A 26272-nucleotide genomic window follows, 5' to 3' on the forward strand; every position below is an offset into this window, starting at 1 on the left:
AGCTCTCTATCTAGAGAGCTCAATTTTAAAATTAAAAATAAATATAATTTTTTTTTACTGTATTAGAAGATTTTTCTTTTTAAAAATTCTATTAAATAAAAGTGTAATACAGTTACCAGAAAAGAATCTCCATTTTACGATTATCATTCAAACATACGGGAAGGCGAGTTAGATTAAGGGGTTATTGTTTCTGGCAAAGTTGGTTTTGCCCAGCTTATCGTACTCATTACAATAGGTAGAAGTAAGATACAGCTTATCTTCTTCCATGAAGTCATTATTTGATCCTCCTCTCATTCGATACCTACTACTGTCGTGATATAACCAGTCGTTAAAAGAATTAAGAGGCCTAAAGACATCTCAAATAAAATGGCATAACCCAGTTGTTTAGCAAATTTCGGATCTTGTAAGCGAGGAGTGAAATACCATTTATTAAACGCGGCTAATAACAGAATACTTAGAACGAATAGGATTTTAATAATAAATCCATGCCCATAAGGAGTATTTAGCAGAGTATTGAAATCTTTAATCAGTAACAGAGCAATGCTGGCACCACAAGCAAGTAATATCCCCACAACAAAAGCTGCAATGCGTCCAAACAAATGCATGCGTTCTTTTAATGGTAAGCCAATAATTCTTTTACTGGTTTTCCATAAAGGATAAAGTGATCCCATCCATAAAGACATTACAAGTACATGTATTGACAATAAAAATTGAGCGAATAATGGTAAATTCGTAACGTGACCTAGTTGGGAAAAGCTAAAAACTATTGGTATGAGTAATATGGTAAATATGGTTCCTTCAATTTTCGAAACTTGAATAGTACCTTTACTCAGTTTTATGATCATAAATAGTAGTAACAATGCAAAACTGATTGACCGGATGATATGGATATGTCCAATAGGAGTATTGATCAAAATATTTATGTAGTTACTGTCCCACATGCCGGAAAGACCTGTATTGGCGAAACTCCCTATAAGAATGAAGAATCCTAAAACACTTGAAAAAAAGCCTAAACCAGCACCTATAGTGATGTATTTAAGAATCGTTTCCTTAATTTCTACATAACGGCCAAGTAAGAAATAGCAGAAAGCACCTCCGATAACAGATGCAATTCCTAAATATAGAATGACTTTAATTAGCCATGTTGCATATATCCAAGTTTCAGGAACCATATTTTTCTCCCCTTTTTATAGCAATATGCCAGCAAGCTGCTGGCATATTGCTATTTACTTTCTATTGTTATTTTGCAGATTTAATAGTGAAGTTATATTCACCATTCATGTTGTGGCCATCTGTACCCATTGTGGTCCAAACCACCGTATATTTTCCTTGTTTGAGTTTTGGTATTGCTACTTCGAATGATTTTTTCAAATCATGATTTACTTGATAATTTAAAGGGATGTCTTTGCGTTGAGCATCAAGTAATTTAACGTTCATGAGCATGACCGGTTCACCAAAATTTAACGTTATATTTTTTGGCTGGCTTGCTACCGTAGTATTAATTGCAGGAATTGCACTCTCAAGTTTGACATGTGCAAATGCGCTTGAAGCAGCAGCAACCATAGTTGCGCCTACTAGAACGTTACGTAGAGCTGACATTTTATTTTGAAAAATTTTCATTTCTTCATCCTCTTTAAACTAATGCTTGAATAAGTAATGACCGAATGAAAATCATAGTTTGGAAGCTTGGTCATCACCTTGTAGGTCTATTATTAAAGAATGAGAGAAACACTCCGATGACTTCAAAATTACATTTTTGTCATTTTTAAAATTGAAAAGGTACAAGTGTTACACTGACCTTATAGAAAATAATGTTCATTAAATAAACAAATAAGAGAAGATTTAGTACGCCTTAATCAGCCCTTTATTTTAAGAATTAAACATGAAGGAGGTTTTATATGAACCATCATCATCATGAAGAAAAAGCTGGCAACAATGCATTGATTGATCCTGTTTGTGGCATGGCTGTAACAGATACATCTAAATTTTTTGAAAAAATTGAGAATAAAACTTTTTACTTTTGCAGTGAAAAATGTCACTCAAAATTTAAAAGTGATCCTGATTTTTATATAACTAAAGCAGAAAAAACAGCGACAGTTAAAGAACCCGATAAAAAGATCAATTCAGATTTAAATGAAACTAGCCAGCCGGTTAATGTTAATACTTCTACAATTTATACTTGTCCAATGCACCCAGAAATACGACAAAATCATCCTGGTAACTGTCCTATCTGTGGTATGACCTTAGAGCCTTTACTTCCGAATCTAGACGAATCAGACGAGAATACTGAGCTTAAAGACTTTAAGAGAAGGTTTTGGTACACCTTACCTTTGACTATTATCGTAGTTTTTTTAGCAATGTTTGGCCACCGTTTTAATTGGTTCGACATGCAAGTGCAAAGCTGGATTGAGCTCTTCCTAACTTTGCCTATTGTCTTTTGGGCTGGCTGGCCTTTTTTTGTTAGATGTTGGCAATCAATCCTAAATCGTAGTCCAAATATGTGGACTTTAATAGGAATCGGAACTGGGGCAGCATTTATTTACAGTTTGGTTGGAACGGTAGCACCTCAAGTATTCCCGGCTTCATTTATATCTATGGGGCGTGTTGCAGTATATTTTGAAGCGACGGCTGCAATTATTTCACTGACCTTATTAGGTCAAGTCCTAGAGTTGAAAGCACGATCACAAACCTCAGCAGCAATAAAATCACTACTTGGATTGGCTCCTAAAACTGCAAGAATAATAAGAGATGATGGTACGGAAGAAGATGTTCCACTATCCCATGTGCATGTAGGTGACTCATTAAGGGTACGCCCAGGGGAAAAAGTCCCTGTTGACGGAGTCATAACAGAAGGTACAAGTTCTGTAGATGAATCAATGCTGACAGGAGAACCTGTTCCCGTTACAAAACGTGTGGGTGATCAAGTCATAGGTGCAACGATGAATATGAATGGTTCATTAGTGATCCGTTCGGAAAAGGTTGGATCTTCAACAGTACTTTCTCAAATAGTTCAAATGGTAGCTCAAGCCCAACGCTCTAAAGCTCCGATGCAACGGATGGCAGATCACGTGGCAGGATGGTTTGTCATGGTGGTTATTGCTATTGCTATCCTTACATTCTTTGGGTGGGGAATATTTGGACCAGATCCAAGTTGGGTTTATGGACTCATCAATGCAGTTGCAGTCTTGATTATCGCTTGTCCCTGTGCTTTAGGACTAGCTACTCCAATGTCGATTATGGTTGCAACAGGGCGTGGTGCATCAAATGGGGTGCTTTTTCGTGATGCAGCTGCGATAGAAAATCTTCGTAAAGTTGATACGTTAATCATTGATAAAACCGGCACGTTAACGGAAGGACAACCATCTTTTGATAAGGTTATTGCACTTTCTGGATATGAAGAAAATGAGATTCTTCGCTTAGCTGCCAGTTTAGATCAAGGAAGTGAGCATCCTTTAGCTGATGCTATTGTACGAGCAGCTCGTGAAAGAAAACTTTCACTAATGAAGCCCTCATCTTTTGAGTCGGGATCAGGTATTGGTGTTAAGGGCGAATTAAATGGACAACATTTAGCTTTGGGCAATACAGCATTGATGGAACAACTTGGAATATCTGTTGATGCCTTTATTTCTCAAGCAGAAAAGTTAAGAGCTGAAGGTGCTAGCGTTATGCATTTAGCTGTTGACGGTAAACTTGTAGGGCTATTAGCCGTTTCTGATCCAATCAAAACGAGTACTCCTGAAGCTGTACTTTTATTGAAAAACTCAGGTTTGAGAATTGTGATGGCTACCGGAGATGGTCTAACAACAGCAAAATCAGTTGGTACTAAATTAGGGATCAATGAAGTTTATGGTGAGGTTAAACCAGCAGACAAACTAGAATTAGTGAATAAATTACAAAAAGAAGGACGAGTGGTTGCCATGGCTGGCGATGGGATCAATGATGCTCCCGCTTTGGCCCAAGCTGATATTGGAATTGCAATGGGTACCGGTACTGATGTTGCAATGAATAGTGCTCAAGTTACCTTAATTAAAGGTGATTTACGTGGTATCGAAATTGCTCGCTCCTTATCAGAAGCTACAGTAAAAAATATGAAGCAGAATTTAATGTTTGCTTTTCTTTATAATGCTTTGGGTATTCCTCTAGCGGCTGGAGTATTGTATCCGTTCACTGGATGGCTGCTTTCACCAATGATTGCTGCATTAGCAATGAGCCTAAGTTCTGCCTCGGTTATTGGTAATGCATTACGATTACGTAATTTCAAATAAGCAGTATTGGCTACTCACAAACTAATTTTAAAATGAGTAGCCTATAATTAATTTTTAAAGACAATTTTAAAGATAATGCGTCCATCTTCATAAGTTGCTTGAATCGTAGCTCCATGAACATCAAGAATAGATTTGGTAATTGCTAAGCCTAAACCAGTACCTTCTTCGACACGTTGTCTTGAAGCATCAGTTCTATAAAAACGGTCAAATAGTCGATTCAGCTGATCTGATGATAACGGTGAGCTTTCATTTTCAATTGTAAAAACAGTCGTATCAAAGTTTTGTTGATATTTGATTTTGATTACTGAATCTGTTTTTCCATATTTGATTGCATTTGACAATAAATTGCTTAGAGCACGACGTAACATAGATGGATCGCCTTTAACAGAACCGTATCCCGTTTGTTCCAATAACATACCCTTTTCAGCAGCAATCGCATCGTAAAAGTCAAATAAAGCAGAGACTTCTTTTACTAAATTAACTTGCTGTAAATTTGGTAAATGTAACCCGTGCTCAGCCTTCGCAAGGAATAGCATATCGGAAACCATCCGAGCTAAACGTTCAAACTCTTCCAGGTTGGAAAAGAGGACCTCCTGATAGGTGTTAATATCTCGACTACGTGATAAACAAACTTGGGTTTGAGTCATCAAATTGTTAATAGGTGTTCTAATCTCATGAGCGAGGTCTGATGAAAAATCTGAGAGCTTTTCTACCGCTGTTTCTAAACGATCTAACATATCGTTAAAAGCTATAGCCAGTGATTTTAGTTCAGTTGGAGTGTTTTCAACTTCTAGGCGTTCAGAAAGATGTTGAGCTGAAATACCTTCTGCTACTTTTGCCATCTTTTGAACTGGACGTAATCCCTTCCATGCAGCAAACCAGCCAAGGAACATTAAACAAATAGTGCCTAAAACGCCGATATATAATAACTGCCGTCTAAAGTCATTTAAAAAATGTAGATGCTCTGATGTATCTATTCCAACAATAATTTGAGCTGACGGAATACTCTTATTTCTATCAAAAGACTTTTTATAAACTAAACCACGGTATGTTTTGTTCTGAATCTCCCATTCTATCCATGGAGTATGTCTAGATTTGACTAAAGCTTGAGTTTTAATCACTGCTGGTGCTGAACTAAAAATAATTTGTCCAGTAGGGCGCTCTATCTGAACAATGAGGTCATGATGACCAATTAGTGCATCTTTTAAATATATATTTAATTCATCTGTATTGGCTGGGTTTTGCTCAAGAAGGTTTTCTACAAGTTGAATTTTACCTTCTAACTGTGTGCGGTCTTGAGTTTCGAAATGATGCATTACAAGTTGATGAATAACCAACCCCATAATCATTAAGATGATGACGGTAGAAAGAGAGAAGATAATTGCTATACGGAAACTGATAGCATTAAACAGTTTATGAGTCATCTTCTACCTCTAGCACATAGCCCATTCCACGTATGTTCTGAATAAGCTTAGGGCTAAAATTGCTGTCTATTTTACTTCTTAACCGCTTAATAGCGACTTCCACTACATTGGTATCACTATCAAAATTCATGTCCCAAATTTGAGAGGCAATGAGAGCACGAGGTAGAATTTCTCCTCGTCTTCGCATAAATAACTCCATTAATGCAAACTCTTTGGCTGTTAGATCAATACGCTGTCCAGCCCGAGTCACACGACGTTTACGGAGATCAAGTTCAAGATCGGCAATCGTAATAATATTGCTGTCTTCTTTTTGTAGACCCCGACGAAGTAAACTTTTTATTCTTGCGAGTAGCTCAGCAAAAGCAAAAGGCTTGACGAGATAATCATCGGCACCTAACTCTAAACCTTTAACTCTATCTTCAATCTGATCACGCGCTGAAAGAAAAAGAATAGGCATTGTTTTTCCGCTTTTACGGATGTCATTAATGATATTCCAGCCATCTAACTTTGGTAGCATGACATCTAAAATAATTAAGTCGTATTCTTCCGAAAGAGCTTGGTGTTTACCAGATAATCCATCCGTAACCCAATCTGTAATATATCCAGCTTCAGAGAGGCCCTGCTTAAGGTAATCACCTGTTTTTTGTTCGTCTTCAACTAATAAGATTCTCATTTAAAAAATCCCATACTCTTTATTAAGACCATAATAACGTTATAAATACGCAATTCGGTCTAGATTACAAAAATGTCATTTTCAGGTCACATTGATGTTCGGTGAGAGCCTATAAGGTAGATACATAAAGTTAGTTTTTGGAGCAAACAATGAAATCTCTATTCCGTCGTGGTTTAACTACTCTTCTATGTGTTGGGACTTTAGTTGCTGGAACTCAATCTTGGGCAGCAGATGCTAAACAGGCAAATAGTGCAAGTACAGAAGTCAAGGTAAATCCAAAAGCGCAAGAAAACTGCAAAAAGCCTTGTGACATGAAGAGTGAAGAGAAAAATCAACAAGATCATAGTCAACATGATCACGGTAAGATGACAGATATGTCCCAAATGGATCACTCTAAAATGATGAATATGGATCACTCTAATATGAGTGACATGGATCATTCTAAAATGATGAACATGGACCATTCTAAAATGAACATGTCAAATAAATAACGAATACGATAAATCAAAGATTGAGGGTGAAGTGAAAAATAAACCTACTTTAGCCCTCAACTAAATATTAGATAGGTGAAATAAATGTCTAAAAAGTTAAGTCATGTCCTATTGATAGGAGTGGGTTTATTTTCATCAACTTGGGTTATGGCAGCGGTTAAAGAATATGATTTAACAATTGCTGAGCAAACGGTGAATATTACTGGTAAGCCTCTAAAGAGAATTACAGTAAATGGTAAGTTTGTTGCACCTCTTCTTGAATTTGAGGAAGGTGATGATGCGGTTATTCGTGTCCATAACAAATTAAAAAACCAAGACTCTTCTATTCACTGGCATGGCTTAATCTTACCCGGCATCATGGATGGGGTACCAGGATTTAATCAGTTTGATGGTATCGCACCAAATAAGACTTATGAATATAAATTCAAAGTTCGTCAAAATGGTACCTATTGGTATCATTCGCACAGTAAAGGCCAAGAACAAGATGGCTTGTATGGGCCTCTCGTTATTTATCCAAAGAATAAAGTGCCTCTAACAGCTGGGGAAAAAGCTGATAGAGACTATGTTGTCTTACTCTCTGACTTTCATAACTCTACTAGTGGTCAGATTATGAGTAATCTCAAAAAAGAAGCTGATTATTATCAAAATCGAAGAGAAACTGTTTTTGATGTTTTTAAGCAAATTAAAAGGGATGGTTTAAAAGCTACGTGGCAAGATCGTTCCATGTGGAATCAGATGCGAATGCTGAAGACAGATATGTCTGACGTAACAAATTATACTTTCTTGATGAATGGTAAAACTCCAGAACAAAATTGGACTGGAAACTTTAAAGCTGGAGAGAAAGTTCGTCTTCGGTTCATTAATGCCTCGGCAATGTCTTTCTTTGATGTAAGAATTCCTAATCTGAAAATGACCGTAGTAAGTGCAGATGGCCAACCCGTAAAACCTGTGCCTGTTGATGAGTTTAGAATAGGAACGGCTGAAACTTATGATGTTATTGTGGAACCTAAACAAGCAAATTATCAGATAGAAGCTGAATCTATTGATCGCAGTGGATTTTCTGTTGGCACACTACACGATGAAAATACTACACCTGTAAAAAATATTGTGATGCCAAAACCACGCCCACGTTCCCTATTAACAATGGAAGATATGGGTATGGATCATGACATGTCTTCGATGAAAGGCATGGATCATGATATGTCTTCGATGAAAAGTGAATCAAAAGACCAGTCAATGTCTGGAATGGACCATGACATGTCTTCAATGAAAGGCATGGATCACGATATGTCTTCGATGAAAAGTGATTCAAAAGAGCAGTCGATGCCTGGAATGGACCATGACATGTCTTCAATGAAAGGCATGGATCACGATATGTCTTCGATGAAAAGTGATTCAAAAGAGCAGTCGATGCCTGGAATGGACCATGACATGTCTTCAATGAAAGGCATGGATCACGATATGTCTTCGATGAAAAGTGATTCAAAAGAGCAGTCGATGCCTGGAATGGACCATGACATGTCTTCAATGAAAGGCATGGATCACGATATGTCTTCGATGAAAAGTGATTCAAAAGAGCAGTCGATGCCTGGAATGGACCATGACATGTCTTCAATGAAAGGCATGGATCACGATATGTCTTCGATGAAAAGTGATTCAAAAGAGCAGTCGATGCCTGGAATGGATCATGACATGTCTTCAATGAAAGGCATGGATCACGATATGTCTTCGATGAAAAGTGATTCAAAAGACCAGTCGATGTCTGGAATGAACCATGATATGTCAGCAATGAACACAAACACTTCTGAAACAAGTGATGTGGTGTATGGATGGGCAAACGCATCGACTCCAGTTGGTCAAAGAGCATTGAAGTATAGTGACTTACAATCTTTGAACCCTCAACAAGATACACGTGCTCCGGAACGCGAAATTGAAATTCGCTTGGGTGGAAATATGGAGCGTTATATCTGGACTATTAATGGTAAGAAGTTTAATCAAACAGAACCATTTAAAGTCAAATATGGTGAGCGTATACGTTTAAAATTCATCAATGACAGTATGATGGCCCACCCAATGCATTTGCATGGCATGTTTATGCAGCTTGAAAATGGTCAAGATCCTAGCAATATGCCAAATAAACATACAGTGATAGTTCCACCAGGTAAAACAGTGACAACTTTACTTACTGCTGATGAGTTAGGTGAATGGGCTATCCATTGCCATTTGCTATATCACATGTCTGCTGGAATGATGAATAAACTTATTGTGGCAAATGTCGATAGCAATGGTACTGATATGAAGGATGTTGTTGCTCAACCTAAGACAAATGATAAGGGAGTAAATCAACATGCGCACCACTAAGAAATTATATTCAAAGACACTTTTATCTATCGCTTTAATCGGATTGTCAGGTGTGGTTTTTGCAAATGATGGTTCTACTGAGAACATAGACAATAGTGTAAGTCCTACTCAGTCAGAAGGTATCAATATCCTATTAAAAGAGCCTGGTGGTTTAGGATATGTTGAGCGTAATGTTTATCAGAAACCATCTACTGACAATGATAAAGGTAAAACCAAAGCTTCTGAAAACCTCATGCTTAATCAGAACCACGATAAGCATCTTAAAGAGCATGGTGGACAAATTTTTCAATCAACAAAGTTTGAAAATGAGTGGACTGTGGATGAAGATGGTAAAGGAGCTTTAGGTTCTAAAATAGAAACATTGATAGGAACAGATGAAAATCGTCTTTTCATTGAAGCCAATTTGGATAAGACAGAAAGTAATGATCCAAAATACGATGTGTCAGCACTTTATAGCCGTAATGTAGCACCGTTTTGGGATGTACAAGCTGGGGTAAGATACAGTGAAGATAAAAATAACAGCAACAGCGATCGAGTTGATGGTGTCATTGGTGTATTAGGATTAGCTCCTTACTTCTTTGAAACACAAGCTTATTTATACGGTGGTGAAAATAATTTTTGGGGAGCAAGTTTTGAAGTCGAGCGTGATTTCTTATTAACCCAGAAATTGATTACACAGCCTTATTTAGAAATGGATGCGGTATTCAGTGATAACTCTGACTATGCTGCAAAATCAGGTTTGTCAGAATTGAAAACTGGTATCAAAACCAGATATGAGATTACTAAGCGTATCAGACCTTTCATTGATGTTGCTTATCAATATGAAAAAGGACAAAAAGCTACTTCTATGCAGGAGGCTACTGAGTCTGAAAAAGGGTGGAAATATGGTGCAGGTATCGAATTAGTTTTCTAGAGAATTTTGCTATATGACTAGTAGCGTAAGATGCTAGTCATATAGCAAAGAATTAAAAGTAATTCCATTTATAAACTAATAACCCTCAAGTTATAGCTAATTTAGTTTCATAATCTCCAATTTCTTTTAGAACACCACATTTATCTACTGTACATAATCCATCACATGTTCGTCTGATATCTAAGAGTTGCTGAATTAATTTTTGTTGAGAATTTATATTTTCTTTAATAATTTTTATATGAGAGTCAACAAGATGATTGATGCTTGAACAATTCTGATTCGGCGTGTCTTTATACGATAGTAATTGTTTTATCTCACTTAAATTCATATTAAGTGTACGGCAGTTTAGAATGAATTTTAGGCGATCTATATAATCCTCATTATACAGCCGATAGTTCCCTTGAGTTCTTTCGGGAGATGGAATCAATCCTTCTTTTTCATAGTAACGGATAGTTAAAACAGAGCACGATACTTTTTTTGCTAATTCACCAATTTTTAAAGACATATCAATATCTCTAATTTTCATCTTGACTCTATAGTAGCTATAAGGTTTTTAATATGCAATAAATTAAGATCTGACTATAGGCACATCAATGAGTGGTTGCGGTTGTAATAAAGGAAGTTCTTGTGAAGACACTAAGCAAAATCAACCTGAATCAGAAATAGATTCTTGTAAGGGTAAAGATTCAGCTACTGAAGAAAATAAAAGTTCTTGTTGTGGTAATAAGGTAGAACAAGTACCTAATTATGATGAAAAAGATTCCTATGGTAGTAATCAGCCGTGTTCTGGGGAATTGAATTCGTGCTGCGGTCCAGATTCTTTAAAGTCACCTGAATTAGTTAATGGGGATAAACCTATAGCGACTTTCATCAGTGACTATAACATTCCGAAAATGGATTGTTCCGCAGAAGAACAAATGGTTCGGATGACTTTATCTTCTTTAGTGGATGTTAAGAGATTGGTTTTTGATTTGCCAAACCGGAACTTAAAAGTTCTGCATAATGGTGAAAGTAAAGAAATCACTGCAAAACTCGAAGCTCTTGGATTCGGAGCAAAGTTAAATAAAACTGAATCTTATGAAAATAAAGAGCATGCACAAGAAGCCAGTACTTTTTTAATTCCGAAGATGGATTGTTCGGCAGAAGAGCAAATGGTAAGAATGGCCCTTTCTCCCTTGCATGAAGTTAAAGGTTTATCTTTTGATTTAGCACAAAGGAAGTTAGTTGTTTTCCATACAAATGGGATTAATGAAATTACTACAAAACTTGAAGCCCTCGGTTTTGGTGCAAAAATTGTTGAAACGGTAAAAGCTACAGGAGAATTGCCCGAGACACTTGACCCAACTAATCAAGCGAAAGTTCTAAAATTATTATTAGCAATCAATGGTGTCCTTTTTCTTATTGAATTCATAAGTGGAATTATTGCAGCATCAACGGGGCTTATTGCGGACTCTCTTGATATGTTTGCGGATGCTGCCGTTTACGGTATAGCACTTTACGCAGTAGGGAAAGCCTCTAAATATCAATTAAAAGCAGCTCATTTTGCAGGATGGATTCAACTTTTATTAGCTTTGATCGTTATTGTTGATGTTGTCAGACGCTTTATGTTTGGTAGTGAACCTGAGTCAGATTTGATGATCGTTATTGGCTTCTTAGCGCTTATTGCTAACGTATCGTGTCTGTATCTCATTTCTGGACATAAAGATGGTGGAGCTCATATGAAAGCGAGTTGGATCTTTTCCGCTAATGACGTGATCGTAAATATGGGAGTTATTTTAGCAGGTGTGCTTGTTGCATGGACTGGTTCAGCTTACCCAGATTTGATTATTGGCATCCTTGTGTCTCTGTTTGTGCTTAATGGCGCTCGAAAAATTTTGGCGTTGAGATAAGAGGCAGACAATGAATTTATTTCAAGTAAAGCAAAATCAGACCGTAAAAATCATTGATCTTAAAAAAGGCTCTCAGTTTCAAGATAAAAGTGATCCTGTTCTTGAACGTCTAGAACTGCTTGGCTTTCGAGTCGGTGAATCCTTACAAGTACTTGCGAAAGGGCTTTTCGGTGGTGACCCAGTACTGGTCCAAATCGAAACTTCACGTTTTGCATTAAGAAAAAATGAAGCAGAACGAATTTTTGTAGAGATTATCAATGAACACTAAAAATATTGCACTTATTGGTAATCCCAATTGTGGTAAAACCTCTCTTTTCAATACCCTCACAGGTACTCGTCAAAAAGTTGCTAATTACGCAGGAGTAACGGTTGAACGAAAGGAGGGTTTTTTTAAATTACCTTCTGGCGATACCATTCGAGTATTGGATTTACCTGGGACTTACAGTTTAAAACCAAGTAGCTTAGATGAAGAAGTAACTAGAGCTGTTTGTTTTGGCGAATTAAAAGGCGAAGTCATACCTGATATTTTTGTATGTGTTGTTGATGCTACTAACCTTCATCTTCATTTAAGTCTTGTACTTGAAGTCAGAGCATTAAACAGACCTATGATACTTGTTCTCAATATGATGGATGAGGTTAGAAAGCGTGGAATTTCAATTGATACAACGAAGCTATCTCAGCTTTTAGGCATTCCTGTCGTTGAATCGGTAGCTGTAAAAACAAAAGGAATTCAGGGGCTATTGACCCAGTTAGACCAAAAGAAATTATTTGTTGCCCCTTATCATTCTGACCTAAGTCACTTCGACCAAATTAAGTACATTACAAAACAGGTCATCTTGAAAAATGATAATGGTGACAAACGGACTGCTTTATTAGACAAAATATTTTTACATCCAATTTTTGGATTATTAATATTGACCTTTACCATGTTTGTAATGTTTCAGGCAGTCTTTATTTGGGCCCAACCATTAATTTCATTTGTTGAAGATTCGATTACATGGTTTGGGGGGGTAATTGGGCCATTGATCTCTAATTCACTTTTAAGAAGTTTGATTGTTGATGGCGTAATTGCAGGTGCTGGTAGTGTACTTGCTTATATGCCTCAAATTCTGATCTTATTTTTCTTTATTCTAGTTTTAGAAGAATCAGGGTACTTACCTAGAGCTGCATTCTTGTTAGATAAATTGATGTCCAAAGCTGGCTTAAGTGGACGTTCATTTATTCCATTACTTTCAAGCTTTGCTTGCGCAATTCCCGGAGTTATGGCGACAAGAAGTATTAGTTCTGAAAGAGATCGTTTAGCAACGATTATGATTGCACCTTTGATGACGTGCTCTGCACGATTACCTGTATATGCTTTACTGATATCAGCCTTTATTCCAAACAAATTAGTTTATGGTTGGCTCAGTTTGCAAGGTTTAGTTCTATTCGGGCTTTACATGTCAGGAATCATATCAGCTTTATTGGTTTCTTTATTTCTGAAATTAGTAAGAAAAGATAAAACTGAAAGTATTTTTATTTTTGAATTACCAACATACCGTATTCCAGATGTTCGAAATGTAGCTTTGGGGCTTTATGATAGAGCAACTATATTCTTAAAAAGAGTTGGTGGAATTATTGTCGCACTTTCTATTTTGTTATGGTTCTTGGTAACATTCCCCTTACCTCCAGATAATCCAACTATGCCTCCGATCAATTATAGTATCGCTGGACAGTTAGGCCATTTAATCCATCCAATATTTGCGCCGATTGGATTTACATGGGAAATTTGTATTGCTTTGATTCCTGCGATGGCAGCTCGTGAAGTAATTATTGCTGCGTTAGGGGTAATTTATGCAATGTCTGGTGATGAGGATGCAGTTACTCAGACCTTATTATCTCAAATATCAGGCCCGGATGGTTGGAGTCTAGCGACAGGTTTGTCTTTATTAGTCTGGTTTATTTTTGCTCCACATTGTTTAGCAACATTGGCTACCATAAGAAGGGAAACTGGCAGTTGGAGACAGCCTATTATTATGGCAACTTATTTATTCTCTCTTGCTTATCTCTTTTCATTTATCACTTATCAAGTGGTGAGTAGAGTTACATAATTTAATAGTGAATATTAATTTTTATATAAAAAGTTAATTAGGAATAGTGGTGTAAGTTGCTATTCCTAAGACCTCATGATTGCTATTTTCATTAGAATCTGTAAAACTAAAAAAGTATAAAATTTGGTCTTATCTCTATGCAGTGGTTAAAGACATGCCTATCGCTGTTTTTATCGTTTGCTATCCTCTTTGTAGGATCGGCAGCTGCTGCTGCATCTGTGCATAAAAAATGTTTAATGTCTTCAGAAAAGATGCAATCTATGCAAATGATGCACTCACCTGAAAATAATCAGGTAAATGCTGCACATATGGATTGTATGAAGGCGGACTCAAAAATCAAAAAAATAACGGTTCATGATTCTTCTTGCATGTCTGAACCAGATTGTATTGCTTCATTTGCAAAAATTGCTTTTCCCAAAGACTCTTTAGTTCCTTTGCTAGAAATAGTAGGACCTGTATTAGATCAATCTAATTTTACCTCTCCTAATCAACAACTTCCCCCATCCATTCTTTATAGTTTATGGCGCCCCCCGCAAGCCACCTAATTTGATGACCTTTTAATCATTCATAGTTGATCTATGGATGTTTTGCATATTCGTATGCGCATCATTTTAGGATGAGAATTATGTCTCACTATAGAAAATTGCCATCCAAAGTATGGGTAAGGCAATCGTTAAGCATTGTGTGTCTATTATTTTTATATGGCCATGCAAATGCAGAAATACTGACTTTAGAGAACGCCTTAAAGCGTGCTGAGGAAAATGCACCTACTTTAAAAGCAAATTATGCTCAGATTGAAGGTGCAGAGAACAATGTACTCGCTTCAGGCATTTTACCTAATCCCAAACTATTTGTTGGATTAGATAATTATCCAGTATCTGGAGATTCTGCTTGGTCAGTCACCCAAGAGGGTATGACTATGCAGAAAATAGGCGTTATGCAGGATTTTCCAAATAAGGCCAAAAGAAAGGCCGAAGTTGAACTTGCTCAAGCTGAACTCGGAGTTGCAAATAGTCAAACACAAATTCTTCGAATTGATCTACGGCAACAAGTCGCTACAGCATGGTTTAAGCGTTTTTATCTTGAGCAAAAGCTAGCGCTGATAGATAAGTTACTTGCAGAAAACGGGCTGCTTGGAAAACTGACTCAAACACAAATAATTTCAGGTCAATCGTTGATCGCTGATGCAATGACACCTAAACAAGAATATACGGTATTACTTGATCAAAAGGATGATTTATCGCGAGATCTGACAAAAGCAAAGCTGGAGCTACATCGTTTAGTCAGTGCAAATCCTTTGGAAAACTCCTCTCAGATAGAGACCTTACCAACTCAGGCCCCCAACCTACAAGTTGATACCGCGCAACTATATCACCACCTACATCAACACCCTGAACTGAAGGCATTTCAAGCACAAAAGCAAGTCACTGAATCAAAGCTGAAACAAGCACAAGCTTTACAGAAGCCAGATTGGGGAATAGAGGTGGCTTACCAGCATAGAGCTCCAGAGTTTGGAGACATGATTGGAGTTCAGTTGACGACAGAAATACCAGTATTCTCAAGAAAACGAAGTGGTCCCCTCATTCAAGCCGCGTTAGCAGAGCAAAATCGAGTCACTGCGGATCAAGAAGCAAAATATCGTGAGCATTTAAGCATGTTGGATGATGGACTTGCAGATATTGAAGCTCTTAATCAGCAAATTAAGCGGGCTACTCAAATGAGTATTCCTTATGCAGTGCAAAAAGAGCGGTTACAGCTCGCGAGTTATCAGGCAGGAAAAGCCAAATTAACTGATGTAATAGCAACACGTCAGGCATTACTTGAACAACGAATGCGTCTTATTGATCTTCAACAACAACAATCAATGATAACGGCTCAACTGTACTTTAATTTTGTTGAACCCACTCAAAACCATACCGAGGAGTAATCCTAATGTTAAGAAATAAGTTGGCATTTGCAATGGCGGGACTTGTCGGTGTGAGTTTGGCAGTTGGTGGTGGTGCCGGTTATTGGTTTGCCCATAAAAGTGAAAAAACACAATCGGACAGTACGCAGAAGACAGCTAAAGTTTTGTATTGGTACGATCCCATGAAACCCGAGCAGCATTTTGATAAGCCAGGTAAATCACCTTTTATGGACATGCAGCTGGTTCCTAAATATGCTGATGAAGGTGATGCAGGCGCTACTGAAAGTACAGTAGTAAAGATTGATCCCTCTATTCAGCAAAATCTGGCTATACGTTATGCCATGGTTGAACAAGCAATGGTAGGAAGTAACTTGCTGACCAATGGCATATTGCAGGCGAATGAGCGTCAAGTTGCTATTTTACAAACAAGAGCAAATGGATTTGTTCAGCGTGTCTATGGCCATGCCGTTGGAGATATTGTATCTCAAGGTAGTCCGATTGCCGATGTTTCTATACCCGAGTGGACGGGTGAGCAAACAGAATTTCTGGCTGTGCTTAGAATGGGTGATCGTTCTTTAATTCAGGCAAGCAGACAACGGTTACAGCTTTTGGGAATACCGCAAGATGTGATCCAACGTGTTGAGAGAACACGTAAAGTTCAGTCCACTATGACTTTGAGTGCTCCTGTGAGTGGATTTATTGATTCACTAGAGGTGCGTAGCGGAATGGCCTTAAGTATGGGACAAACGCTTGCCACAATTAAAGGGTTTAACCCGATTTGGCTAGAAGCTGCGGTTCCCGAAGCTCAAATTGCAACAATAAAACAAGGAAGTAAAGCCGAAGTAACTTTGGCTGCCTATACAAAAACAGTTACAGGTAAAGTTATTGATATTCTACCAACACTCGATACCACAAGCAGAACCATAAAAGTTCGTATTGAATTACCCAATTCAGATGGTCATTTAAAACCGGGTATGTTTGCTAGCGTAAAATTCCTTAATAATCCCCAAGCAAGTTTAGTGATCCCGGAGCAAGCGGTAATTCGAACCGGTACACGGAATGTCGTCATTGTGGCACATGAGCAAGGACGTTTCGAACCTGTTGTCGTGCAGTTGGGACAAAGTGACGGTCTTAAAGTAGCCATCTTACAAGGGCTAAAAGTTGGGCAAAAGGTTGTGATTTCAGGACAATTCCTGATTGATTCTGAAGCAAATTTACAAGGTGTACTCGATAAGCTTAATACAGGAAAAGCTATTTCCACCTCTCAAACTCAAAATCCTAAACCATCCCTATATCAAGGTATTGGTAGAGTCGAAAAAGTTACACTTCAGGAAATTACAATCTCTCATCAAGCGATTGCAGGACTTGGTTGGGGGGCTATGACAATGAGCTTTAAACAACCTGCAAAGCCTTTTACTCAAATTCGGTCAGGTGATCAGGTTAGTTTTAGCTTTAAACAAGTTAGTGATGCTTATGTCATTTCTAATATTTCCAAGATATCTAACAATATGTCTATGGCATCTATGCCGAGTGAAAAGGGAGATCCATCATGATTGCCCGTATTATTCGGTTCTCAATTGCAAACCGTATTTTTGTATTGCTCGCAGCTCTTGTTTTAGCAGTATGGGGTACATGGGCAGTTAAGAATACACCTATTGATGCTTTGCCAGACTTATCTGATGTACAGGTTATTGTACGAACGAATTACCCTGGCCAGGCGCCTCAAATTGTTGAAAACCAGGTGACCTATCCGCTTACAACAACCATGTTATCTGTCCCTGGTGTAAAAGCGGTGAGAGGCTATTCATTTTTTGGTGATTCATTTGTTTATGTCATTTTTGATGAGCATACAGATCTTTATTGGGCTCGATCGCGTGTATTGGAATATCTCAATCAGATCCAAGGGCGGATGCCAACAAATGCAAAATCTTCATTGGGACCAGATGCAACAGGCGTTGGCTGGATTTATGAATATGCATTAATTGACCCGACTGGGCAGCATGACCTTTCCCAGCTTCGTAGCTTACAAGACTGGTTTTTAAAATATGAGCTCAAGACATTACCCAATGTTGCAGAAGTCGCCACCATTGGTGGAATGGTAAAGCAATACCAAGTTGTACTAGATCCTACAAAAATGGCTGCATTGGGTATTACCCAGCGCAGCATTATTGATGCAATCCAAAAGGCCAATCAGGAAACTGGTGGCTCGGTATTGGAAATGGCTGAAACTGAATACATGGTGAGAGCATCCGGATACCTGAAAACTTTGGAAGATTTTCGTCAGATTCCCTTGCGCACCAATGGTTTCGGTATTCCTGTTACATTGGGCGATGTCGCAACAATTCAGCTCGGGCCTGAAATGCGCCGAGGGATCAGTGAATATAATGGCCAAGGAGAATCTGTTGGTGGTGTCATCATTTTACGGGCAGGCAAAAATGCACGTGAGACGATTGCAGCTGCAAAAGAGAAACTTGCTGAGTTACAACGGAGCCTACCGAAGGGCGTACAGATTGTTCCTGTTTATGATCGAAGTCAACTCATTGACCGGGCTGTAGAGAATCTAAGTCATAAGCTGCTGGAAGAGTTTATTGTTGTAGCGTTGGTATGTGGTTTATTCCTATGGCATTTACGATCGGCTATGGTGGCGATCGTTTCTTTACCATTAGGTGTTTTATCGGCTTTCCTTGTTATGCATTATCAAGGTCTCAATGCCAATATTATGTCACTAGGCGGTATCGCCATTGCCATAGGTGCAATGGTTGATGCGGCAGTGGTCATGGTTGAGAATGCGCATAAACATATTGAAGCTTGGCAGCATGAACATCCTGATCATATTTTGGATTCACAAGAGCGCTGGTCTATTATTGCCCGTTCTGCCAGTGAAGTTGGTCCAGCTTTATTCTTCTGTCTGCTTATTATTACTTTATCCTTTATTCCTATTTTTACCTTACAAGCACAAGAAGGTCGGTTATTTTCTCCATTAGCTTTCACAAAAACCTATGCTATGGCCGCGGCTGCTGGATTATCCATTACCTTGATTCCAGTTTTGATGGGTTATTGGATTCGTGGAAAGTTACCTTCGGAACAACGTAATCCGCTCAACCGTTTTCTTATTAAAATATATCGACCAATGTTGGATAAAGTTTTGGAGTATCCAAAGCTTACGTTATTGGCAGCGTTAATCGTATTTATTCTGAGTCTTTTTCCTCTCACTCGTTTGGGTGGGGAATTCCTACCGAACATGGATGAAGGCGATTTACTTTATATGCCTTCTGCTTTACCGGGGTTATCTGCTGCCAAAGCATCTGAACTACTCCAGCAAACGGATAGGATGATTAAAACCGTTCCGGAAGTTGCGACTGTATTTGGTAAAGCTGGTCGTGCTGAGTCTGCCACCGATCCTGCACCACTTGAGATGTTTGAAACGACGATCCAGTTTAAGCCCCGTTCTGAGTGGCGTTCGGGAATGACGCCAGAAAAACTGGTCAAAGAACTCGATAAGGCTGTTCAGGTTCCTGGATTGACGAATATTTGGGTACCACCTATTCGTAACCGGATTGATATGTTGGCGACAGGAATCAAAAGTCCAATTGGTATTAAGATTTCTGCGAGTAGCCTTGGCGAGATTGATCAGGTCGCACAGCAAGTTGAGCAAATTGCTAAAAAGGTACCGGGGGTCAGTTCTGCTCTTGCCGAAAGATTAACCGGTGGACGTTATGTTGATGTTGATATTAATCGACTTGAGGCTGCCCGTTATGGTCTAAATATCAATGATATTCAACAGATTGTTGCATCAGCGATTGGTGGAGAAAATGTTGGTGAAACCGTAGAAGGATTAGCAAGATATCCGATTAATGTTCGTTATCCGCGGGAAATTAGAGACTCATTAGAAGCTCTCAGAAATCTACCTATTCTTACTGAATCAGGTCAGCAAATTATCTTGAGCAGTGTTGCGGATATTCAACTTACAGATGGCCCACCCATGTTGAAAAGTGAGAATGCTCGTCCAAGTGGTTGGGTTTATGTGGATGTACAGGGCCGCGACTTAGCTTCTGTGGTTAAAGATCTGAAGCAGTCTATTGACCAACAGGTAAAACGTTCCGCTGGTATGAGTATTAGTTACTCGGGTCAATTCGAGTTTATGGAACGGGCAAATGCTCGTTTAAAAGTGGTTATTCCAATTACTTTGATGATCATTTTCCTTCTGCTCTATCTGATTTTTAGGCAAGTACAGGATGCGGTTCTAATTATGGTCACTCTACCATTTGCTCTAATTGGTGGTATTTGGGCGATGTATCTGAGTGGTTACAATTTTTCAGTCGCAATTGCCGTTGGTTTTATCGCCTTGGCTGGAGTTGCGGCTGAGTTTGGTGTTGTCATGCTGTTTTACCTGAAACAAGCGATAGAACACACTCAGGAGAAATTACATTCGTTTGAACGACCCTTAAATGAGCAACAACTAAATGATGCAATTCGTACAGGGGCAGTATTACGGGTCCGCCCTAAAGCAATGACGGTTGCTGTGATTTTGGCAGGATTGTTGCCAATTCTTTTGGGAACTGGGACAGGCTCTGAGTTAATGAGTCGTATTGCTTTACCTATGGTTGGAGGCATGATTTCAGCCCCACTTTTATCAATGTTTGTTATTCCGGCTGCATATCAGCTTTTAATCAAAAGAAAGCTATCAATCCATTGATGGTTTTATTTTTTATCCAAAAGAGGTTTTTATTATGTTGAAAATTATCAAAGTTATGGCATTTGTTACGACTGTTGCTGCACTCAGCGCTTGTAGTAAAAATGAAGCACCAAAGCAAGAAAAGAGTGAAGCACCGATGGAACAGATGAGTAAAGACACAGCTAAAGCTGCTTCTGCCCAAGCCATCGGCGTCATTACTGCTATTGATACTAAAGAAAATTTACTGACTCTCAACCATGAGGCTATTCCTGCAATTAAATGGCCTGCCATGACAATGGGATTTAAAGTTGCTGATCCGGCATTGTTAAATGGTTTAACTGTAGGACAACATGTAGAGTTTGAGTTAAAAGCTGAAGGCGAAAACTATATTATCGTTGCTGTTAAACTGAAAGCTTCATAATCAAGAGTTTATTTAGCCCAATAGTATCTCCTTTCTAAATTGGAGAGATACTATTGGGTATCAGCTTTTTCTATTATGTTCAAATTCATTTGCTTAGAATTTTTATCTGTGTGTTTTAAGATAAGGTCAATATACGAATAAATTAAAAATTAGAACTCAGTTGCTTGTTATAACGTTCAAAAAAGTATTTAAATATACTAGGTTATTTATAACTATAGGTAAAAATAAATTATGGACCAAGATTGGATTCTTCAAAAGAAAGAAACTCGTAGAACTTTTGCTAACTCTACATGGATTCCGTTGAGAGCATCCTCTAGTGAGGAGAAAGGGAATGTCAAAAATATTGGTTATATTAGTGAGTTTTTTGGGTGTGGTTCAGCTGCATTTCCTTCAGAAAAAATAGAAATTGCAGAAACGTTAGGATGGGGGGATCTTGGATTAAGTCGTGATGTTGCTCCTTATGCATACGATGATGGGTATTACTCATCCATTGAGCAATATCAATATAATGATAGAGATCCTATCGGTATTAACCTTATATTTACTCACCAGCAGCCAGTAATAGGTTTAACTAAATGGATAATAAATCCTGATTTAATAGTAGCCCTTCGTTTAGTGAAAGAAGGAGATAATTGGGTAAGACCAGAAGAAGATTTTTGTGTAGTTATAAGGGAGTTTTTTGACTCTAAGGGTAATCATCGTTTAATTGAAATTAAAAGGGAGTTTCTTGCTGATTACTTAGCAGCAAGGGGGCTTTCTCTACGTTTATCTTATTATCGTCAAAGAGTAGAAAATGTTTCTAATATTGAAGATAGTAGTTATGTAGGGCTTGAGAGCTTTAAAGAACAAAGGGATCAAGGTCGATTTGAGCTTTTAATTCGTGATTTAGAAAAAGTTTATGGGGGTGGATGGGCTTCTTTTCGTGTTTGGAGAACTGATATAGATGAAGAAGAAGATGCTCCTGTGATGGGGCCAGAAAATAATGAAAATACTGAATCGGAAAGTTCAGAAGGCCATATAGAAGGTTATCCAGGAGTAAGAGTAGAAGGGGAGTTTTGGCGTGATGAATGGATTGTACATCAAGGGCGAAGTATCCGTGTTCGTGGGGATGTGGATATTAACCTACCAAGTTTCATCGTAGAAACTGATGGGAAGAGAATTTCATCACTAGATTTAAATAATGAAGATGTAGGACGCTGGTTATGGTTTCGCCCAAGCATTGTAAATGAGCTTCTTAATCATCGTGGTTTTTCTTTGAAATGGTATACAGCTGAAACAGGTGGTATCCAGTCTACTTCAGGTTATTCTACGCATTTTGGAATCAATGACTCTGATCTGATTACTGTCTATGCTTATGATATTGCTCGTCTTGAGGCATGGGAACAACATATTTGGGCTGCACATAATGTTGCTCCTGAAGGGAGGGTTTCTGCTGAATTACTGTCCGCTCAAGTAAAAGTACAAGTTGCATCAACTTATGCTGTTGAAGAGTTACTTTTTCAGAGTATGCGTATGCTAGAACAAGGGTTTCGTAAGAAGTTTAAAATTGATTTATATAGACATGACATAGATGATAGCGAATTAACACAAAGTATTTCTCGCTTTATGAGTAGGGATCGCGCTTCATTATTGCGTTTGGCAAAAGATTTGATCCGGGTGTTTTCTGAGCGTCTTAATATCACTGCTCTTCGCACGTTATCTGCTCATAAAGACAAAGATAAATTAGGTTCTAATAAACTTCTTGAAGATATTCTAGCCCAAGAAATTGGCAATGATAAAGCTCGAAAAGTATTTGGAGTAATTGCTGGTACCTATGACATGCGTTTAGGTGATGCTCATCAAACTAGTTCTAAAATTGAAGATGCTTTAAAGCTTGCTAAAATTGATGAACAAGACTCATTTTTAAGGCAAGGTGAACAGCTTATTTCTAATTTTGGGCAAACAATTTGGTGGATTGGGAAATTTTTGTTTGGCCAAAAAGAAGCTGTAGATTAAACATGGGGTTAGAGACTTTAATTATTTTTTTAAACAAAAACTCTTGTTGTTTATTTAGTTTTTCATGGGAAGGTATCTGAGTACTTTAAAAGCTAGTAATGTTCAGATACCGACATACCTAAAGGAGCTCATTACACTATAGACACGAATAGTTATAGAGACGAGAACCATGATGTCGACAGATCAAACAAAAGCCCTGCAAGTGTGTGAAAATATTCTATTAGATAAAAAAGCTAGCAATATACAGGCGCATATTTTACCCAGTGAAAACATAATCATTGACAGGTTACTTGAGCGAAAAGTTGAGTTACAACACGCTTATCGTGAATTGTATTTAAAACTGGGTAAATACCATCAAGCACTCAGAAGCTTTTTAGAAATATTTGTAAGCATTACTTCTATGCATAACCCAGAGGAGGTAGTGAAGTCTAGGTCAGCTCAAAAACAATTAAACGAAGTTAATCAGCAAATTGCTGTTAAAGCTCATGAACTGGCTAACCTGTTAGAGTCAAGATCGGAGTTAATAAATACATCTGATTTTACAACCCCTACCCATTATCACATTGGTAATATAATTCGTGAAGCCTCTCAAAGTAATCCGTATTTCAGATCACATTTGCAAGCAGAGCTAAAGCTGCTTCAAGGTCGGTTTGATTTTAAATATTGGCCTCAGTTACATGAGTTGATAAGAGTAATTGCTGAAGATGCAAGGGTAGCTCTACCTACTGCCATAGATTCTGTTACTGAAGCAGCAACAAGTGGGGAAAGGGCTTCCTTGGCAGATTATTTTAGAGCTTTATTTGAAGCCATAGAATCTAATCGTCAGAAAGAGTATGGTTTTTTACCTGATGACTTTAAATTAACTGATAGTTCAATTGCTACCTTAGCTAATTGTGCACTGCTGTTAGAACCAGAAGAAATGATTGATGGACCATATGTGAAAAACTTTAGAAGTCGTGAGCGCAAACGCCTAAATAGTGGCTTCTAATCTTGAAGTATGTGGACAACTCTAAAGTTGTCCACAAAGTCGATGAAACAATCTGTAAACCTACTGCAATTGAGTTCATGCGAGACAGACTTTTGCTTGTTTCGAAAGCTCGTATTCTTGAATAGACTTTTTCAACTGATCAATTGGAAGATAGAACTCATCTTTAAAGCCTAATTTTTTCATAAAAGCTTGGCAGTCAAGGTTTGGGCGTTCTACTTCTACATATTCGTATCCAAACTTTTCCCCAAAAATACAGAGCTCTTTCAGTAAAGAGGTTCCATGACCATTTTTCTGTTTCTTAAATCCAATACGAGCAACAACAATATATTTTTTATCTTTATAAACAGCAAAGGCATATTTTCCGAATCTTAGATAAAGATCAATTAAACTTTGGCGTAATGTAATCGTTACGCTTGCTTGAGGCATTCTGTTACTTAATGCGGCAGATGAAACATATACTCTTTTATATCCGAATTTTTCTGTAGCAAATCTTCGAACTAAACCAGAAATTTCATTTTGTTCCTCAAGTCCAATTAACCCATCTTCTGCTGATGGTTGGAATGATTCTGTATTCATTATTACTCCAAAATTATAATATCAATAATTAGCTAGACAGATCAAAGTGTGAAGGGTTTTGTCATCATTTCCATCTATTATGATTGCGATTGAATATTTTTTAGTCTCTTGCATAAATAGTTTGGCTCTACACCAATTTTACACCATGATTTTTATTTTTCTTATTAAGTGTCTAATATTTATAATTATTTTATATTAGTTGATCCTATCCATCATAGGTGCGACAGAAATACGAGGTTGTAACGATTGAAGTGATTGCATAGCCAATAGACCCAAAAGTCGTTAAATTAATGAAAGGGCAGCATTATACGGGGTTTAGCCTTGAATCGACAGTGGCATTTAACCGAGTAATTTATAACCACCCTTATGTTGAATATAGAAAGATGATTTATAACAATTTACTTTATGAGTGAGCGAGCTGCTTTTTTTGTAAGAAAGCATCAATGACACTAAATAAAATACAAAGCAGAACAAGAGCTACCCCTGCAACACATGTCATAGCCCCCCCGCCATGATTCCAAGCAAAAATCCCTAAGGCAGAGCCACCAGCTCCTCCAATAAAATAAGTTGTCATATAGATGGCATTAATACGAGATTTAGCATCTGGACGTAAACGGAAAATAATGCTCTGGTTGCTGGTATGAACGAGTGCGAGTGCTAATTGAATTAAAGCAAAGCCAATAACATAACTAGAAAGGAGGGTTTGTCCGAAATAGAAACAAAGCCAGCTCACCAAAAACAGTCCACAACCCATCCAAGTGAGTAATCGTGTGTAGCCTTGGTCGGCATATTTACCAATATAGCGTGTTGATAATGCCCCAAAGATACCGACTAGTGGGACCAGTCCGATAAATAGATCGGGCAAATGGTGTGCCGAAGTCAACAGTAAGGCGATTGTGGAATACAGAATACTTACTGCGGCAAAGGCGAAAGCACCTGTAAGCGCTCTTAATAATAGTCGCTTTTCCTCTTTTAAGAGTTGAGCCATGGAAACAAATATTTGTCCATAGTTCATTTTCATGCGTAAGACATAAGGCAGACGGCTTTTTAAAGTAAATGCCAACAGAAGCATTAATACGCCGCTTACGACATACACTACTTTCCAGTGGAAAAGGTTGGAAAATAAGCCAGCTAGACTGGTAGAGAGTAAAATCCCGACCAATAAGCCACTCATTAAAAAACCAATGATCTCGCCAGTTTTCTCGGGTTTTACGGTCATTGTGGCAAGTGGGATGAGGACTTGGGCAGCAACAGAAAATAATCCCGCTAAAATTGTACCAATCCACAACATGGGTAAGTTCACAGCAAAAGCAGATGTAAATAGACCAACTGCGCAAAGCACCATCAAAAACGGAATAGCTTTGGCTTTATTGACAATATCACCCAATGGGACAATAAAGAGTAAACCGAGGGCATAAGACACCTGAGCAAATGTCACTGTTAAAGCGGCTTGTGCTTGAGTTACAGCAAACTCTTGCTGAATAGAGTGAATTAGAGGCTGACAATAATAATTCACACCTGCACATAAACCGCATGCTGCTGCCATCAACCAAAGCAAAGGTTTATTTTGACTGATATCTTCAGGGGTAGACATGACGTTCTCTC

At 38.0% G+C, this 26272-nt stretch carries 21 protein-coding genes; 14 read left to right on the plus strand and 7 right to left on the minus strand.

What is annotated here, in order from left to right; translation table 11 throughout:
* Positions 1-290: 290 nt before the first annotated feature.
* Positions 291-1172: a copper resistance D family protein gene (locus J580_RS18795; protein ID WP_000248862.1), complete on the minus strand. Its 882-nt coding sequence runs from the start codon at positions 1170-1172 to the stop codon at positions 291-293.
* Positions 1173-1239: 67 nt separating this feature from the next.
* Complete coding sequence (locus tag J580_RS18800; RefSeq protein WP_000689218.1) at positions 1240-1620, minus strand: copper resistance CopC family protein; 381 nt, start codon at positions 1618-1620, stop codon at positions 1240-1242.
* Positions 1621-1898: 278 nt separating this feature from the next.
* On the opposite strand from J580_RS18800, the gene J580_RS18805 reads away from it, so the two are divergent.
* Positions 1899-4265, plus strand: coding sequence for a heavy metal translocating P-type ATPase (locus J580_RS18805; RefSeq protein ID WP_001015463.1), 2367 nt, complete (start codon positions 1899-1901; stop codon positions 4263-4265).
* Positions 4266-4312: 47 nt separating this feature from the next.
* Here the strand turns inward: J580_RS18805 and J580_RS18810 are convergent, their stop codons facing one another.
* A complete protein-coding gene (locus J580_RS18810; protein ID WP_000149044.1) occupies positions 4313-5689 on the minus strand; it encodes a heavy metal sensor histidine kinase in 1377 nt (458 codons plus the stop codon).
* Positions 5679-6362, minus strand: coding sequence for a heavy metal response regulator transcription factor (locus tag J580_RS18815; protein WP_001221578.1), 684 nt, complete (start codon positions 6360-6362; stop codon positions 5679-5681). Before J580_RS18815 ends, J580_RS18810 begins: the two co-directional genes overlap by 11 nt.
* A gap of 149 nt (positions 6363-6511) precedes the next feature.
* Here J580_RS18815 and J580_RS18820 point away from each other — a divergent pair, with 149 nt between their 5' ends.
* The 3 genes from J580_RS18820 to J580_RS18830 all read left to right on the plus strand — a co-directional run bounded on the left by J580_RS18820 (position 6512) and on the right by J580_RS18830 (position 10127).
* The gene (locus J580_RS18820; RefSeq protein WP_000838338.1) at positions 6512-6853 is read left to right on the plus strand and encodes a hypothetical protein; all 342 of its coding nucleotides are present in this window, start codon (positions 6512-6514) and stop codon (positions 6851-6853) included.
* 84 nt (positions 6854-6937) lie between these two features.
* Entirely contained in the window at positions 6938-9214 is a 2277-nt protein-coding gene (locus J580_RS18825) for a multicopper oxidase domain-containing protein (protein ID WP_032005262.1), read from the plus strand.
* On the plus strand, positions 9201-10127 hold the full coding sequence (locus J580_RS18830; RefSeq protein ID WP_001260880.1) for a copper resistance protein B: 927 nt from the start codon (positions 9201-9203) through the stop codon (positions 10125-10127). The genes J580_RS18825 and J580_RS18830 overlap by 14 nt, the downstream gene beginning before the upstream one ends.
* An 85-nt stretch (positions 10128-10212) precedes the next feature.
* Here J580_RS18830 and cadR read toward each other — a convergent pair whose 3' ends face one another.
* Positions 10213-10632, minus strand: coding sequence for a Cd(II)/Pb(II)-responsive transcriptional regulator (gene cadR / locus J580_RS18835; RefSeq protein ID WP_024436134.1), 420 nt, complete (start codon positions 10630-10632; stop codon positions 10213-10215).
* An 88-nt stretch (positions 10633-10720) separates the two neighbouring features.
* Between cadR and J580_RS0104440 the strand changes: the two genes are divergently transcribed.
* The 10 genes from J580_RS0104440 (at position 10721) to J580_RS18880 (ending at position 24091) form a co-directional block, all read left to right on the plus strand.
* On the plus strand, positions 10721-12016 hold the full coding sequence (locus J580_RS0104440; protein ID WP_000012075.1) for a cation transporter: 1296 nt from the start codon (positions 10721-10723) through the stop codon (positions 12014-12016).
* Between the two features lie 10 nt (positions 12017-12026).
* On the plus strand, positions 12027-12284 hold the full coding sequence (locus J580_RS18840; protein ID WP_001048221.1) for a FeoA family protein: 258 nt from the start codon (positions 12027-12029) through the stop codon (positions 12282-12284).
* On the plus strand, positions 12274-14106 hold the full coding sequence (feoB, locus tag J580_RS18845) for a ferrous iron transporter B (RefSeq protein WP_032005264.1): 1833 nt from the start codon (positions 12274-12276) through the stop codon (positions 14104-14106). The genes J580_RS18840 and feoB overlap by 11 nt, the downstream gene beginning before the upstream one ends.
* A gap of 137 nt (positions 14107-14243) precedes the next feature.
* The gene (locus J580_RS18850; RefSeq protein WP_001198641.1) at positions 14244-14651 is read left to right on the plus strand and encodes a hypothetical protein; all 408 of its coding nucleotides are present in this window, start codon (positions 14244-14246) and stop codon (positions 14649-14651) included.
* An 80-nt stretch (positions 14652-14731) separates the two neighbouring features.
* A complete protein-coding gene (locus J580_RS18855; protein ID WP_032005266.1) occupies positions 14732-16033 on the plus strand; it encodes a TolC family protein in 1302 nt (433 codons plus the stop codon).
* Positions 16034-16038: 5 nt separating this feature from the next.
* Complete coding sequence (locus J580_RS18860; protein WP_000945690.1) at positions 16039-17565, plus strand: efflux RND transporter periplasmic adaptor subunit; 1527 nt, start codon at positions 16039-16041, stop codon at positions 17563-17565.
* Positions 17562-20708 (plus strand): efflux RND transporter permease subunit, encoded by a 3147-nt coding sequence (locus tag J580_RS18865; protein ID WP_032005267.1) that lies wholly within the window; start codon positions 17562-17564, stop codon positions 20706-20708. The genes J580_RS18860 and J580_RS18865 overlap by 4 nt, the downstream gene beginning before the upstream one ends.
* Before the next feature lie 34 nt (positions 20709-20742).
* Complete coding sequence (locus tag J580_RS18870; RefSeq protein WP_032005269.1) at positions 20743-21108, plus strand: copper-binding protein; 366 nt, start codon at positions 20743-20745, stop codon at positions 21106-21108.
* A gap of 231 nt (positions 21109-21339) precedes the next feature.
* On the plus strand, positions 21340-23103 hold the full coding sequence (locus J580_RS18875; RefSeq protein WP_032005271.1) for a hypothetical protein: 1764 nt from the start codon (positions 21340-21342) through the stop codon (positions 23101-23103).
* Between the two features lie 169 nt (positions 23104-23272).
* Positions 23273-24091, plus strand: a complete 819-nt coding sequence (locus J580_RS18880; protein WP_032005274.1) for a hypothetical protein — start codon at positions 23273-23275, stop codon at positions 24089-24091.
* A gap of 75 nt (positions 24092-24166) precedes the next feature.
* Here the strand turns inward: J580_RS18880 and J580_RS18885 are convergent, their stop codons facing one another.
* Both J580_RS18885 and J580_RS18890 read right to left on the minus strand, forming a co-directional pair.
* Positions 24167-24667, minus strand: coding sequence for a GNAT family N-acetyltransferase (locus J580_RS18885; RefSeq protein WP_032005276.1), 501 nt, complete (start codon positions 24665-24667; stop codon positions 24167-24169).
* A 403-nt stretch (positions 24668-25070) separates the two neighbouring features.
* Positions 25071-26261, minus strand: a complete 1191-nt coding sequence (locus tag J580_RS18890; RefSeq protein WP_032005278.1) for an MFS transporter — start codon at positions 26259-26261, stop codon at positions 25071-25073.
* Positions 26262-26272 lie beyond the last annotated feature (11 nt).

Source organism: Acinetobacter sp. 1542444 (genome assembly GCF_000581835.1).
Classification (GTDB): domain Bacteria; phylum Pseudomonadota; class Gammaproteobacteria; order Pseudomonadales; family Moraxellaceae; genus Acinetobacter; species Acinetobacter pittii.